Source organism: Algibacter luteus, assembly GCF_900141715.1.
Lineage (GTDB): Bacteria > Bacteroidota > Bacteroidia > Flavobacteriales > Flavobacteriaceae > Arenitalea > Arenitalea lutea.
Genome location: NZ_FQYK01000001.1, coordinates 93,451 through 109,290 on the forward strand (window position 1 = coordinate 93,451; position 15,840 = coordinate 109,290).

Consider the following 15,840-nt stretch of genomic DNA (forward strand, 5'->3'; position numbering starts at 1 on the left):
TACTGCGAAAAACACAATTATTTTTGTAATAATTTATCAATATTGCAATAATTTAATACTTAATTTGATGTTTTAATAAGTCTTTAATACATTTAAGAACTAACTAATTAAAATAAATCAAATGAAAACAAAAAACTTTTTAGTTTCAGGAATTGTTGGAGGTATAGTCGATTTCCTTTTAGGATGGCTTTTCTACGGAATTATTTTTGCAAGTACCTTTCCGCAACCAGAAGAAAATTCTAATACCATGATTATGATTTTCTTAGGATGTATGACTTTCGGATTATTTGTTGCTTACATCTTCACCAAATGGGCACAAATAACCACCGCAATGACAGGCCTTAAGGCCGGTGCCACAATTGGCTTGTTTGTAGGTCTCTTTTACAACTTCTTTAATCTGGCCATGAACACTGAGTTCACATTTGAACTTGCTGCGATTGATGTAGGTATTTCTATAGTCATGTCTGCTATTATAGGGGCCGCAGTTGGTGCTGTAAACGGAAAGTTAGGATAGCCTTTATCTTATGCAATTCTAAGATTTTTAATACGTTGAAAATCTAATATCATAAAACAATTATAATTTTATCAAAAATACTATGCATGCATAGTATTTTTTTTTATATTTGGGCACATCAACAAAAAAGTATGAAGGACAAAACCATCGATTATATGCTGAGAACTACCTGGTTAACAGTTCAAAAAATGTATAATGAAGAAGCCTCGAAATTTGATAGTACCATGGCCACTGGTTTCACCCTACTAAGTATAGACCCAGATAAAGGAACGCCATCAACGGCATTAGGACCAAAAATGGGAATGGAAGCTACCAGTCTATCTAGAATTTTGAAAACCATGGAAAAAAAAGGATTAATTGAAAGACATCCCAATCCTGAAGATGGAAGAGGTGTAATAATTTCTCTCACAGATTTTGGAAGAGAAAAAAGAGCCTATTCAAAAGATAGAGTACTTACATTCAATGAAACCATCAAAAAAAATATTTCTGAAGAAAAATTAAAACATTTTTATGAAGTTGCCGAAATCATAAATGAGTTGGTTTCAAACAAGAAAATATACAATCAATCAGATAGTTAAAAAATAAAATGAGCAAGCGAAGAATTAAAAAAGTAGCCATTATTGGTTCTGGTATAATGGGAAGTGGTATAGCATGCCATTTTGCCAATATAGGTGTAGATGTCCTTTTATTAGACATTGTTCCTAGAGAACTAAATGACAAGGAAAAAGCCAAAGGTTTAACGTTGGAAGATAAAATAGTTAGAAATAGATTAGTTAATGATGCCCTAACGGCATCTTTAAAATCTAAACCCTCTCCTATTTATCATCAATCATTTGCAAACCGTATAACTACAGGTAATTTAGAAGACGATATTGCTGAAGTTGCCCATGTAGATTGGATCTTGGAAGTTGTTGTTGAGCGATTAGACATCAAACAACAAGTTTTTGAAAAACTAGAAAAACATAGAACTCCTGGTACATTAATTACTTCGAATACATCAGGTATTCCAATTAAATTTATGAGTGAAGGGCGTTCTGAAGATTTTCAAAAACATTTCTGCGGAACACACTTTTTTAACCCTGCGCGTTACTTAAAATTATTCGAAATCATTCCGGGTCCAAAAACAGATGCTGCTGTTTTAGATTTCTTAAATGAATATGGTGAGAAATTCTTAGGTAAAACATCAGTAATAGCTAAAGATACACCAGCATTTATTGGAAATAGAATTGGTATTTTTAGCATACAAAGTTTATTTCATGCGGTAAAGGAATTAGATTTAACCATTGAGGAAGTTGATAAATTATCTGGACCGGTAATTGGTCGTCCAAAATCGGCAACCTTCCGTACTGTTGATGTTGTTGGCTTAGATACACTTGTGCATGTTGCGAATGGTATTAGAGAAAATTGCCCTAACGATGAACGTTCAGAGCTTTTTAAACTGCCTGACTTCATCAATACCATGATGGAAAAAAAATGGTTAGGTAGCAAAACAGGACAAGGCTTCTACAAAAAGCATGTTTCTGCTGATGGCTCTAAAGAAATTCTTTCATTAGATTTAAATACCTTAGAATATCGTGAAGCTAAACGCGCAAAATTTGCAACTCTAGAATTGACTAAAACAATTGACAAGGTTGTAGACCGTTTTAAGGTTTTAATTTCTGGAAAAGATAAAGCAGGCGAATTTTATCGCAAAAGTTTTACTGCACTATTTGCATATGTTTCAAACCGAATCCCTGAAATAACAGATGAGCTCTACAAAATTGATGACGCTATGAAAGCTGGTTTTGGTTGGGAACATGGTCCTTTCCAAATATGGGATGCTATTGGCGTTGAAAAAGGTATCGAATTAATGAAAGCTGAAGGATTAGAACCTGCTGCTTGGGTTAATGACATGATTGCATCTGGAAACACATCTTTTTACACAGTAAAAGAAGGGGCTTCCTTTTATTATGATATTCCTTCAAAAACACAAACTAAAATTCCGGGTCAAGATGCCTTCATCATATTAGACAACATCAGAAAATCAAATGAAGTATTTAAAAATTCTGGAGTTGTTATTGAAGACTTAGGTGATGGTATATTGAATTGTGAATTCCAATCTAAAATGAACACCATTGGTGGCGATGTTTTAGCTGGATTGAATAAAGCGATAGACTTAGCTGAAAAAGATTTTGATGGATTAGTTATAGGTAATCAAGGAGCAAACTTCTCTGTTGGCGCAAATATTGGAATGATTTTCATGATGGCTGTTGAGCAAGAATACGACGAATTGAATGCGGCAATAAAATATTTTCAAGATACGATGATGCGTATGCGTTATTCATCAATCCCAACTATTGCAGCGCCTCATGGTATGTCCTTAGGTGGTGCTTGTGAATTGTCTATGCATGCTGATAAAGTGGTTGCTGCTGCCGAAACTTACATGGGTCTTGTAGAATTTGGAGTTGGCGTTATTCCAGGTGGTGCCGGATCTAAAGAAATGGCCTTAAGAGCTGCAGATACCTTTCAAAAAGGAGATGTTGAATTAAATACTTTACAGGAATACTTCTTAACTATTGGTATGGCTAAAGTTTCTACTTCTGCTTACGAAGCATTTGATTTAGGAGTACTTCAAAAAGGAAAAGATATTGTTGTTGTGAATAAAGACCGCCAAATAGCAACGGCGAAAGCACATGCTAAATTAATGGCAGATATAGGATATACACAGCCGGTTAAACGCAAAGACATTAAGGTGTTAGGAAAACAAGCGTTAGGAATGTTCTTAGTTGGAACAGACGCTATGGAAGACAGTAACTATATATCTGAACATGATAAGAAAATTGCTAATAAACTCGCATATGTTATGGCTGGAGGTGATTTATCGGAACCAACACTGGTAACCGAACAATATTTACTAGACCTAGAACGTGAAGCTTTCTTATCGTTATGTACAGAAAGAAAAACCTTAGAACGTATTCAACACATGCTGACTAAAGGAAAACCATTAAGAAACTAAGAAAATGAAACAAGCATATATAGTAAAAGCATATAGAACTGCCGTTGGTAAAGCTCCAAAAGGAGTCTTCCGATTTAAAAGAGCTGATGAATTGGGTGCTGAAACCATTCAATACATGATGAAGGAATTACCAGGATTAGACGTAAAGAGAATTGACGATGTTATTGTTGGCAATGCTATGCCGGAAGGATCGCAAGGTTTAAATATGGCACGATTTATTTCATTAATTGGATTGAATAGTGTTGATGTTCCAGGAGTAACCGTTAATCGTTTTTGTTCTTCAGGAGTTGAAACGATTGCTATCGCCACAGCGAAAATTCAAGCTGGAATGGCCGATTGTATTATCGCTGGTGGTGCAGAAAGTATGAGTTCTGTGCCAATGACAGGGTTTAAACCAGAATTAAATTACGACACGGTTAAAGCAGGTCACGAAGATTATTATTGGGGTATGGGAAATACTGCGGAAGCGGTTGCAAAACAATTTAAAGTATCTCGTGAAGATCAGGATGAGTTCGCATTTAATTCACATATGAAAGCATTGAAGGCGCAAGCTGAAAATCGTTTTAAAGATCAAATTGCTCCAATTGATGTAGAGCAAACTTACCTTGATGAATATGGAAAAAAAGCAACTAAAAAATATACCGTAACTAAAGATGAAGGCCCTCGTGCAGGAACAAGCATTGAAGCTTTATCAAAATTACGTCCGGTATTTGCTGCAAACGGTAGTGTAACTGCTGGAAATTCGTCTCAAATGAGTGATGGAGCAGCTTTTGTTATGGTGATGAGTGAAGATATGGTAAAAGAGTTAAACCTTGAACCTATTGCAAGATTGGTAAATTATGCTGCTGCAGGTGTAGAACCTAGAATTATGGGTATAGGTCCTGTTAAAGCTATTCCGAAAGCGTTAAAACTAGCGGGCTTAAAACAATCAGATTTAGAATTAATCGAGTTAAACGAAGCCTTTGCATCACAATCTTTAGCTGTAATCCGCGAATTAGATTTAAACCCAGATATTGTTAACGTGAATGGTGGAGCTATCGCTTTAGGACATCCGCTAGGTTGCACTGGTGCAAAACTTTCGGTACAACTATTTGATGAAATGCGTCAGCGAAACATGAAAGGTAAATACGGCGCCGTTACAATGTGTGTAGGAACAGGGCAAGGTGCCTGTGGTATTTTCGAATTTTTAAATTAAAGAAACTAAATATAAAGTAAAGAAATGGAAAAAGACATTTTACGTGGCGGTCAATTCTTAGTAAAAGAAATCGATTGTGAAGACATTTTTACTCCTGAAGATTTCAATGAAGATCAGCTTATGATGAAAGAAGCTGTAACTGAATTTGTTGATAGAGAAATCTGGTCTAAAAAAGCACAATTTGAAAAGAAGGACTATGCCTTAACTGAATCGTGTATGAGACAAGCCGGAGAACTAGGCTTTTTAAGTATTGCTGTTCCAGAAGAATACGGCGGAATGGGCTTAGGTTTTGTTGATACGGTTTTAGTATGTGACTATATTTCTGGTGCAACAGGCTCGTTTAGTACGGCATTTGGAGCTCACACAGGGATTGGAACCATGCCTATTACTTTATATGGAAATGAAGAACAAAAACAAAAGTATGTACCAAAATTAGCTTCAGGCGAATGGTTTGGTTCTTACTGTTTAACAGAGCCTAGTGCGGGAAGTGATGCTAACTCTGGAAAAACAAAAGCGGTGCTATCTGAAGATGGAAAAACCTATAAAATTACAGGGCAAAAAATGTGGATTTCTAATGCTGGATTTTGTAGCCTAATGATTGTTTTTGCTAGAATTGAAGATGATAAAAATATTACTGGATTTATCGTAGAATATGATCCTGAAAACCCAAATGGTATTACCATGGGTGAAGAAGAGCACAAACTTGGTATTCGTGCATCTTCTACAAGACAAGTATTCTTTAACGATACCGTTGTGCCCGCAGAAAATATGCTTTCAACACGAGGTAACGGATTTAAAATTGCAATGAACGCACTAAACGTAGGTAGAATTAAATTAGCGGCTGCTTGTTTAGATGCCCAACGTCGTGTGATATCAGAATCAGTAAATTATGCGAACGAAAGAATTCAATTTAAAGTTCCTATTTCAAGTTTTGGTGCTATCCGTCAAAAAATAGCTGAAATGGCTACGAATTGCTGGGTCGGAGAAGCGGCAACTTATCGCGCTTCAAAAAATATAGAAGACCGAATTACGATTCGTCAAAATAACGGCAAAGACACACATCAAGAAGCTGAATTAAAAGGTGTAGAAGAGTACGCCATTGAATGTTCTATTCTTAAAGTAGCTGTTTCAGAATTCATTCAAAATTGTTCAGATGAAGGTATTCAAATTTACGGTGGAATGGGCTTCTCTGAAGAAACACCAATCGAATCTGCTTGGAGAGATGCTAGAATTGCGAGAATTTATGAAGGTACCAACGAAATAAACCGAATGCTTTCAATAGGTATGCTTATTAAAAAAGCTATGAAAGGCCATGTAGACTTGTTAGGTCCTGCTCAAGAGGTAGCTAAAGAACTTACTGGAATACCTTCATTTGATGTTCCAGATTTTTCAGCATTATTTTCAGAAGAAAAAAGTATTATAAAGAACCTTAAAAAACTCTTTTTAATGGTTTCTGGTGCTGCTCTTCAGAAATATGGTGAAAAAATTGAGGCGCAACAACAGCTTATGTTGGCAGCTTCGGATATTTTAATTCAGATATACCTTGCAGAATCTGCTATTCTTCGTGCAGAAAAAATGGCGAAGAAACAAGGTGAAGACAAAGTAAAAGAACAGATAGCTATGGCCAAATTAAACTTGTTTCATGCTATAGATGTTATTGAAACTGCTGGAAAACATTCTATTATTTCCTTCTCTTCTGGAGATGAGCAACGTATGATGTTAATGGGCTTAAAACGTTACATTAAATACGTGAACATGCCAAACATTATTGAGCTTCGTAATATCATTGCAGATAAAGTAATTAAAGAAAACAAGTATTGTTTTTAATAATATATTGAGTGACTAATTCTATTATTAAAGGCGCTTCGAACTAATTTTCGAGGCGTTTTTTTATTTCATTATCTTTATATCAAATAATTTATTTTTAATGAAAACAGTTTACATCTTATTTTTAGTTTTTTTTATAACTCCTTTTGTAAATATTCAAGCTCAAGGTTTACTTTCTGAGAAAACAGAGTTTACAAGACAAGACACCTTGAGAGGTAGCATAACCCCAGAGCGCGAATGGTGGGATTTAACGTATTATCATCTCGATATTAAGGTAGATCCTGAAAATAAATTCATTTCTGGAAAAAACACTATTCAATACAAAGTTTTAGATCAAGACTCTGTCATGCAGATTGATTTACAACCACCAATGGAACTATTAAAAGCAGTTCAAAACGGAAAAGAATTAAAAATTAAGCAAGATGGCAATGCGCATTTTATTTCACTACCTGATAATCAAAATGTAGATGAAGTGAATGAATTAATAGTGCACTACCAAGGGCATCCGAGAGAAGCTGTAAAAGCACCGTGGGACGGAGGTATTTCATGGAAAAAAGACAAAAACGGCAATCATTTTATAGCTTCATCCTGTCAAGGATTAGGCGCCAGTGTTTGGTGGCCCTGTAAAGACCATATGTACGATGAAGTAGATAGCATGAAAATTAGTGTAAACGTTCCTAGTAAATTAACCAACGTTTCAAACGGAAGATTACGTCGAGTAGATCAAATAGGAGATACCAAAACCTATACTTGGATTGTGAAAAACCCGATTAATAATTACGGCGTCAATATCAATATCGGAGATTATGTAAATTTCTCAGAAGTATATGATGGGATGGCAGGAAATCTAGATTTAGATTATTATGTTTTAAGTTATAACCTAGAAAAGGCCAAAGAACAGTTTAAGCAAGTCCCTATGATGATGGAAGCATTCGAGCATTGGTTTGGACAATATCCGTTTTACAAAGACAGTTTTAAGCTTGTTGAGGTGCCATATTTAGGAATGGAACACCAAAGTTCAGTAACCTACGGTAACGAATACCAAAATGGTTATTTAGGAAATGATTTATCAGGAACTGGTTGGGGTTTAAAATTCGATTTTATTATCGTTCATGAAGCGGGCCATGAGTGGTTTGCTAATAATATTACCAACAAAGATGTTGCTGATATGTGGATACACGAAGGTTTTACCGCTTATTCTGAAAACTTATATTTAGATTATCATTTTGGGAAACAAGCTTCTGCAGAATATGTGATAGGCACTCGAAAGAATATTCAAAACGACCGACCTCTTATAGGCTATTATGATGTAAATAAAGAAGGCTCATCTGATATGTATTACAAAGGCGCTAATATGCTACATACACTTCGACAACTTATTGAAGATGATGAAAAATGGCGCAAGATTTTGCGTAAAATGAATGTAACCTTTTACCATCAAACGGTTTCAAGTAAGCAAATTGAAGATTTTTTAAGTCAGGAAACAGGTATTGATTTAACAGAGTTTTTCAATCAATATTTAAGAACAACAAAGGTTCCAACATTAGAATATACTATCAATAAAAAAACATTGAAGTATCGTTGGATTAATATTGTTGAAGGTTTTGATATGCCAATTCAAGTTATAATTAACGATGAAGATATGTGGTTATTCCCAAAAGCTGATTGGCAAACAATGAATTTAGAGTCAAAACAATCTACCATTAAAATAGACCCAGATTTTTATATTTATAGCCAAAAAATTTAAGCGCATTGAAATTACCCGAACTCTATTTTAAAAGCGATAAAGAATGGCGAAATTGGCTGCATAATAATCACCATTGTTGTGCTGGTATTTACCTCATTTTTTATAAAGTAGAACACGAAAATGATTCCATGCGTTGGGAAGAAGCCGTAAAAGTAGCTTTATGTTATGGTTGGATAGACTCTACAGTAAAAAGTTTGGGCAATGGTAAGCGCAGACAATATTTTACACCCAGAAACCCTAAAAGTGTTTGGAGTGCATTGAACAAAACACATTTAAAAGAGCTAATCTCCAAGAATTTAATGCATGAAAGTGGATTAAAAACCATAGAAATAGCTAAACAGAATGGTAGTTGGACCGCTTTGGATGATGTTGAAAAGGGAATTGTTCCTAAAGCATTGCAAATTGCTTTCGATAAAAATCCAAAAGCCTTTGAAAATTATCAAAACTTTGCCCCTTCTTACAGAAAAAGTTATTTGTATTGGCTCAATCAAGCAAAACGTGAAACCACACGAGAAAAACGGATAAAAGAAATAATTCGTTTATGTCACGATAATATAAAATCGAGGAATACCTGGTAGTTATGAAAAGTAAAAAATTCTCCGTTGGCTTATTAAGTCAGTACCATCTTAGTATTCCAGAAAATGTCTTTATATCCTTTGAACAAGCCAAACAAAATCGTGTAAAAGTCAAAGCTTTTTATAAAGGTAAATCTATATCATTTTATGCTGCCATAAAGAAAAATAAAAAGACTAATGAATATAGGATGATGTTTGGCAAGCGACTTCAAAAGGATTTAGGTGTATTTCAAAACGATTATTTTGAAATACAGTTATTTGAAGATAATTCAAAATATGGCGTTGACATGCCCGAGGAATTAGATGCTGTATTTTTGAGCGATTACGAAGCTTACAATATTTTTGAAACCTTAACACCAGGCAAAAAAAGAAGCATCATCTACGCTGTTTCAAGATTTAAAAACAGCCAAACTAAAATAGATAAGTCCTTAATTTTATGTGAAAATTTAAAACGTGGACATCTAGATCCTTACACAATTTTAAAATCTAAATTTTAATTCCTAAGATTAATAAAATAGATTTGATTCCATGGTTCGTTGGTTAATTGAGCTTTTAAATACTTCTATCATACGTTTCGCAATTCCCGTCCAACCAAAATTACGTCGAGCAAAACGCGCACCTTCAACAGAAAGTTCGTTACGCATTTTAGGGTATAATAACGGCATAGACATCATAGCTCCAAACTCTAAAGGTCTATGTGGGTCTGCAAATAATGCCTGATTCCCAAAATCAATCAAATCATATAAACCACCATGAACTGTAATTACGCTAGGAGTACCGCAAGCCATAGCTTCAATGGCAACCATACCAAAGGGCTCGTATCTAGAGGGCATTGCAAAAATATTTGCAGAACGATATACATTAGCCAAATCTTCATCGGCAATATAGTTTTTCCATTTTATTTTATCCATTACACCTAGTTCGGTTGCTAATTTCTTCAATTTTGCCACTCCTTCATCATCTTGATCTGATTTATCACTACCAATTGCTGCGACTAATCGTGCTTCAGGGCAAAGTTCAAATACTGTTGGCAAAGATTGGATGAGTAAGTCGTAACCTTTATTGTGTGCCATTCTTCCTAATGTCAGAATATCAGTGGGGTGAATATCGTATTTAATTCTAATTTTATCATTCTCTTTCGTAGGTACAGGGAAAAATCGATTTTCGTCAATCCCAGGTGGAATCATTGTACAGTTTTTAGGCAAAACATCATACTGTTTAGTAAGCAAATCAACTTGAGGAATTGTTGTTGCTATAATATGATTACACATTTGATAAATGAAATATTCTTTTCGAATACGTTCTTTAAAACGGTAAGTTTTCTCCATTACCTTTTCATCCATATCGCTTCCCATTGTATGCTGCTTCCACCATCCAACAGAATGAGGTGTATGTACATGCGAAATACCGAGTTCTTCCGCTATTTTTTGACCTGCAAAACCAGCATCCCAGTAATGCGAATAAACAACATCATATTTTTTACCTTCTTTTTTTATAGAAGCTAAACAATTTGTTACAAACTTTTTTAGATGATCGTGCATATCTTCTTTTCTGATAAAGTTTTTACCACCAAAAGGAATACGCCATACACTATAATTTTCATCTACATGGTCATATTCAGGTTGATTTTCAAATTGACGTGTTACTAAATCCACCTTTTTACCCAATCTACTAAAGCGTTCCGCTAACTCTAAAACATAAACAACTTGCCCGCCTGTATCTGGTTTACCTAACTCTGGATTTGCACCAACATAGCCATGTAAGGAGATCATTAAAATTGATTTCATAATTCTAATATTTTAGTTAATTCTTAATTATTTTTAAATCATGACAAGCAGAAATATACTGTGCTGCAGACCACGCTTGATATGCTTTACCCATGGGTTTTCCTGTAGTGCCATGCGCCCATTCTGTAAATTCCCACTCTTCATTGATGCCTTCCTTATTTATTAATGCTAGTTTGTGTAGCTCTGAAATTGCCATTTCTTTATAACCGAGTTTATTAACAAATTTCACCCAAAAACCACCTACAAATGGCCAAATACCGCCGTTATGATAATGATTTGGAAGATTTAAAAGATTCACAGTATAATAAGGTCTCCAATCCGGATCACCAGGGCTTACTACTGGGTACACATTAACTACAGGAAACGGATCGTTTACACCAACACCTAACATAAACTTAAAAGTTTGATGCGCTTTTTCTGAATCTAGTGTGCCATGTAAAAAAGCTAGAATATTGCCTAAGATGTCGCATCGCCAACTAAAATCAAATGGTGTTGTTTGTGCAATTAAATAAGAAGTATCTCCAAGGGTAAATTGCTTTTCTGCAAAAGACACCGATTGGAATAACTGCTGTTTGGTAGAAGGCCAAAAATTTTGGAGAATTTCTTTTTTGATAACCTGTGACCAACGAATATACTCACCTGCTTGCTCATGTTCACCTAACATTTCTAACATTCTACCAAAACACACGTTGGAGCGATACCATAAAATTTCATCATACAGAATGTTATAGCTTCTTCCAAATAAATCGGTCCAGTCTCCTGCTTCTGGTATTTCTAAAAGTGCATCATTATTACTATCATGTGCTCCTAACCAACGCATTGTTTCCTTGATTTGAGAAATATTATCTCGAAGGAATTTAATGTCTTTAGTAACGTTAACATATTCATAAAAAGCAATGACCACCCAAATTCCACTATCAATAGAACAAATGCCACCTACCCCAGAGTAATCCGGTATATTGTCTTTTATTCTAACATTTGAAGGTATTTGTCCGTTTTTAGAGATGTGTTCAAACAATGTAACAAGTGTTTGTCTTGCACATTTATGAATTTCTTCATCTTTATGTAAAAGAGGCAAAGCTCCAATAACGGTTATTGCGCCATCTCTTGCCCAAACGCTGTAGTAGTTCTCATCGGTACCATGAGCCACATTGTCTTCAATAGAACAAGCTGAAAACCCCAAAGGCGTGATGTTCTTTTTTAAGGCTTCTATAGCCTTTTTATAGCCTTCTTTTATTAATGCAATCTTTTCGTCCTCATCTTCCAGTGCAATAGTGTCAAGCTCTTTTTTTATGAAAAATTCATCACTATGATCAATATCAATATTTACTTTAGCATCTTCAGGAAGAATATTAAAATAAATAAGTCCTTCAATAATACCATCTCCCATTTCTTGTTCTGCATGATATACCTCTCTATACTTTGTAAATTGATATAATTCTTCATGCGCATTTGCCACAACAATTCCTCTGACATGTTTCATGCTAAACATTGCAGAATCATTACCACTATCACCAGCAACTAAAACTTCGTTATTATTTAAGTTTAGTTTTTTTAACAACCAGTTTAAGGCATTTCCTTTATTGGCAAACTTGGGTAAAATATCTAGATATTTATCTTGTGAATAAACAACATTTACGTCCATATTCGCATCAGCAAGATGTTGCTCTACGTCGTTGATTAATTTAGCACTAGCACCATGAAAAAAGTAACTTCTTTTATAAGAATGCTGAAATCTAATAGGCTGCTCACTTATAGGGTGATTTAAGTTTGTGACAATTTGCTCAACAGCTTTTAAATCCCAACCATCATCTAAAATGTCGTTAAATTCCTTTACAATTGTGCCTTCTTTAAAATTATATATATGGGTACCTACACCAGAAATGATGTAATCTGGCTCAGGAAGAACTCCAGTTTCAATTAAATTTAAAACATCATCAATTAAACGCCCAGTATTATAAGTTAATAACACATTATTAGGTTTATAACTATCCCAGATGGCTTTAAAATTACTTTTATAGGTATGAAAATCTATTAAGGTGTTATCAATATCGAAAGAAAGTAAGTGTATTTTGGCATCAAAATCAGCACTAGTATTGCTCATAATAATTATTTAAAAATTAATGATTCTTGTTGTTTTTTATCCATTTTTGATTAAAATACTACTAAAACGAACCCAAAACAAGCAAATTTCACCTGTTTTTAGCAATAATTAGAATGTGTCAATTTGCGTCTCTTTGATTAAGAATATCAGAAACCACCTATAGCTTTTTTGAGGATTTAATAAGAACGAAATTTAGGTTTAAATAAAAATGTGTTTACTTTAATAGAAAAGCAAACACATTTAAAAGTAATTTTTGTATTTATTTAAATACCGCTTATAAAACTTCCATAAGGGTCTTTAAATTGAATACCTTCTGTAAACCTATGTTTACTCAATACTTTAAATTCGACAAGAGCCCAAAGCACAAATTCCTTCACAAAGTAACTATCTTGTTTTGTTAGGTTTGGTTGATACTTTCCGAGTAAATCATCCAAAGGTGAAATTGCATTTATTAAGTTTTTGTATTCCTTATCTCTTAAATCATCCAACAGTTCGAAACCTTCTTTCAAATTAAAAAACCATGAAACAATATCATCGTATGGACCATCTTCATCTTCTTTTTGAAGCTTGCTTATTTTCGGAAAAAACTCTGTAAACAAACTTTTTACGGCATCGCCAATTAAGTTATAAGCTACCATTGCTGCGCCCTCCTGCTCACCTTCATAAACCAACTCTACTTTTCCCGTAATAGCCGGAATAATTCCAACAAAATCTGATAACCTAATGGTAGTTTGACCATCTCCATTAATTAACGCGCGACGCTCTGCGGTACTCAATAAGTTTTCTAGTGCTGTGATACTTAAACGCGCACTTACCCCACTTTTAGCGTCAATTAATTCGCTCTCCCTTGCTTCAAATACAATTTGTTCGAGTAAATCTCTAGCTAAATCTGGAACAATAACAGTTGTCTTTTGACCTTCAACCAATTTGGCTTCTTGCTCAGTAATAAGTCTTGCGGTTTCAATATCTACAGGATAATGCGTTAATATTTGAGAGCCAATTCTATCTTTTAAGGGCGTAACTATACTGCCTCTATTAGTATAATCTTCAGGATTTGCCGTGAATAAAAACTGAATATCAAGAGGTAAACGTAATTTAAATCCTCTTATTTGAATATCGCCTTCTTGTAAAATATTAAATAATGCCACTTGTATTCTGGCTTGTAAATCGGGTAATTCGTTAATAACAAAAATGCATCGGTTGGCTCTAGGAATCATACCGTAATGGATTACTCGATCATCAGCATAACTTAATTTTAAATTGGCAGCTTTAATAGGATCTACATCACCTATAATATCTGCCACTGTAACGTCGGGTGTGGCTAATTTTTCAGCAAATCGTTCACTTCTATGGAGCCAAGATATAGGTGTTTCATTACCCTTTTCTTTAATTATTTCTTTAGCAAAACGCGATATTGGATTAAGTGGATCGTCATTAATTTCGGATCCTTCAACTACAGGAATATATTCATCTAACAAATTCAACATTAATCGTGCAAGCCTTGTTTTTGCTTGTCCGCGTAAGCCTAATAAGTTTATATTATGCCGAGATAAAATAGCACGTTCAAGCTCTGGAATAACAGTGTTTTCATAACCATGAACTCCTTCAAAAGTGGTTTCCTTATTCTTTAGTTTTTTAATTAAATTATCTCGTAATTCATCCTTAATAGTTTTACTTTGATATCTGGCTTTTTTTAAATCACCTAGTGTTTTTATTGTTTCTATTTTCATATTTAGCTTTTGAATTGTTACTTCTAGCTTTAAGCGAATCAAACTAAATGAGACTCAATGCTATTTGCTAAAAGTTCTTTATTTATCCTCTAATTCTTTTTTTTCTATTGGTCTCGTAATCCTCAAAAATCATTTCACCTAAACCTTTTAAACCTGTATAAAAAGCTTTGCCCTGATTAGCATAAGTAAACTCACGCACAAATTGCATTAAATAGCTGTCTTTAGCTATCATAAATGTTGTGATGGGAATATGTAATTTTCTTGCTTGTTGCGCCATCATATAACATTTATTGACAATATGGGTATCCAGACCGTTACTGTTCTTGTAATATGTACCATCTGGTTGTCGTAAACAACTAGGTTTACCATCAGTAATCATGAATATTTGTTTGTTCGTGTTTCGTTTACGTCTCAGTAAATCCATAGCCAATTGCAATCCTGCAACCGTATTTGTATGATAGGGTCCAACTTTTAAATAGGGTAAATCTTTAATTTCAATCTGCCACGCATCGTTACCAAAAACTAATATATCCAGCGTATCTTTTGGGTAGCGTGTTGTAATAAGTTCTGCAAGCGCCATAGCCACTTTTTTGGCAGGTGTGATACGATCTTCGCCATAAAGAATCATACTGTGGCTAATATCAATCATTAAAACCGTACTCATCTGAGATTTATGCAGAGTCTCCTCAACAACCAAATCGTCTTCAGTCAAATTAAAATCGGATATCCCATGATTGATTTGGGCATTTTTCAAACTTTCGGTCATTGATACCTTATCTAATGCATCTCCAAACTGGTAATTTCTAAAATCCCCAGTGTGCTCATCACCAATACCAATCCCTTTGCTTTTATGGTTACCTTGACCACTGCGTTTTATTTTTCCAAATATATGATCTAATGCTTGCTGCCGAATGGCCCGTTCTGTTTTTGAAGTAATTTCCAATGTGCCGTTGCCGTCCGGATCTATTTCTTCTCGTAAATACCCTTTTTGTTTTAAATCTTCAATAAAATCTTCAATAGTGTACTCTGGCGTCGTCAGTTTATATTCTTTATCTAACTCACGCAACCAATCTATGGCTTCATCAAAATCGCCAGAAGTATGCGTAATGAGTTCTTTAAATATTTCGAAAAGTTTATCGAACGGTGATTGATTAGGCGATTCGTATTTTTTAAAAACGAAACCTTTTCTTGGTGTTTTATTGTGTTTCATAGCGTTATAAAAATACTACATTTCTACAATAAGAACTTTAACATTAACAACTATTTATATAAATCTTCTAAAAAGAAAGTAAAAACCGTTAAAAATGTTTTAAAAAATAGACCGAAATAAAAAGAAGCTCCAAAAAAGCTTTAGAACCAAACGACT

12 protein-coding genes are annotated in these 15,840 nt (G+C 34.3%); 8 read left to right on the plus strand and 4 right to left on the minus strand.

Translation table 11 applies throughout. The features are described 5' to 3' along the window. The first annotated feature begins 121 nt into the window (after positions 1-121). The 8 genes from BUA46_RS00400 to BUA46_RS00435 all read left to right on the plus strand — a co-directional run bounded on the left by BUA46_RS00400 (position 122) and on the right by BUA46_RS00435 (position 9,350). The gene (locus BUA46_RS00400) at positions 122-514 is read left to right on the plus strand and encodes a DUF1761 family protein (RefSeq protein WP_019387080.1); all 393 of its coding nucleotides are present in this window, start codon (positions 122-124) and stop codon (positions 512-514) included. A gap of 131 nt (positions 515-645) precedes the next feature. Continuing rightward, complete coding sequence (locus BUA46_RS00405; protein ID WP_026009994.1) at positions 646-1,092, plus strand: MarR family winged helix-turn-helix transcriptional regulator; 447 nt, start codon at positions 646-648, stop codon at positions 1,090-1,092. An 8-nt stretch (positions 1,093-1,100) separates the two neighbouring features. Beyond that, positions 1,101-3,509, plus strand: coding sequence for a 3-hydroxyacyl-CoA dehydrogenase/enoyl-CoA hydratase family protein (locus BUA46_RS00410; RefSeq protein ID WP_019387078.1), 2,409 nt, complete (start codon positions 1,101-1,103; stop codon positions 3,507-3,509). Positions 3,510-3,513: 4 nt separating this feature from the next. Continuing rightward, positions 3,514-4,704, plus strand: coding sequence for an acetyl-CoA C-acyltransferase (locus BUA46_RS00415; RefSeq protein WP_019387077.1), 1,191 nt, complete (start codon positions 3,514-3,516; stop codon positions 4,702-4,704). Positions 4,705-4,728: 24 nt separating this feature from the next. After that, positions 4,729-6,531, plus strand: a complete 1,803-nt coding sequence (locus BUA46_RS00420) for an acyl-CoA dehydrogenase FadE (protein ID WP_019387076.1) — start codon at positions 4,729-4,731, stop codon at positions 6,529-6,531. Between the two features lie 100 nt (positions 6,532-6,631). Then, positions 6,632-8,278 (plus strand): M1 family metallopeptidase, encoded by a 1,647-nt coding sequence (locus tag BUA46_RS00425; RefSeq protein ID WP_019387075.1) that lies wholly within the window; start codon positions 6,632-6,634, stop codon positions 8,276-8,278. A 5-nt stretch (positions 8,279-8,283) separates the two neighbouring features. Further along, on the plus strand, positions 8,284-8,856 hold the full coding sequence (locus BUA46_RS00430) for a YdeI/OmpD-associated family protein (RefSeq protein WP_019387074.1): 573 nt from the start codon (positions 8,284-8,286) through the stop codon (positions 8,854-8,856). A 2-nt stretch (positions 8,857-8,858) separates the two neighbouring features. After that, entirely contained in the window at positions 8,859-9,350 is a 492-nt protein-coding gene (locus tag BUA46_RS00435) for a YdeI/OmpD-associated family protein (protein ID WP_019387073.1), read from the plus strand. Between the two features lie 9 nt (positions 9,351-9,359). Here the strand turns inward: BUA46_RS00435 and BUA46_RS00440 are convergent, their stop codons facing one another. The 4 genes from BUA46_RS00440 to BUA46_RS00455 form a co-directional block, all read right to left on the minus strand. Continuing rightward, positions 9,360-10,640, minus strand: a complete 1,281-nt coding sequence (locus BUA46_RS00440) for a glycosyltransferase (protein WP_019387072.1) — start codon at positions 10,638-10,640, stop codon at positions 9,360-9,362. A 16-nt stretch (positions 10,641-10,656) separates the two neighbouring features. Next, the gene (locus BUA46_RS00445) at positions 10,657-12,744 is read right to left on the minus strand and encodes an HAD-IIB family hydrolase (protein ID WP_019387071.1); all 2,088 of its coding nucleotides are present in this window, start codon (positions 12,742-12,744) and stop codon (positions 10,657-10,659) included. Between the two features lie 263 nt (positions 12,745-13,007). Further along, positions 13,008-14,474, minus strand: coding sequence for a hypothetical protein (locus BUA46_RS00450; RefSeq protein ID WP_026009993.1), 1,467 nt, complete (start codon positions 14,472-14,474; stop codon positions 13,008-13,010). 82 nt (positions 14,475-14,556) lie between these two features. After that, positions 14,557-15,684 carry a vWA domain-containing protein gene (locus BUA46_RS00455; protein ID WP_019387069.1) on the minus strand — a complete coding sequence of 376 codons (1,128 nt, stop codon included), beginning with the start codon at positions 15,682-15,684 and terminating at the stop codon, positions 14,557-14,559. Positions 15,685-15,840: the final 156 nt, after the last annotated feature.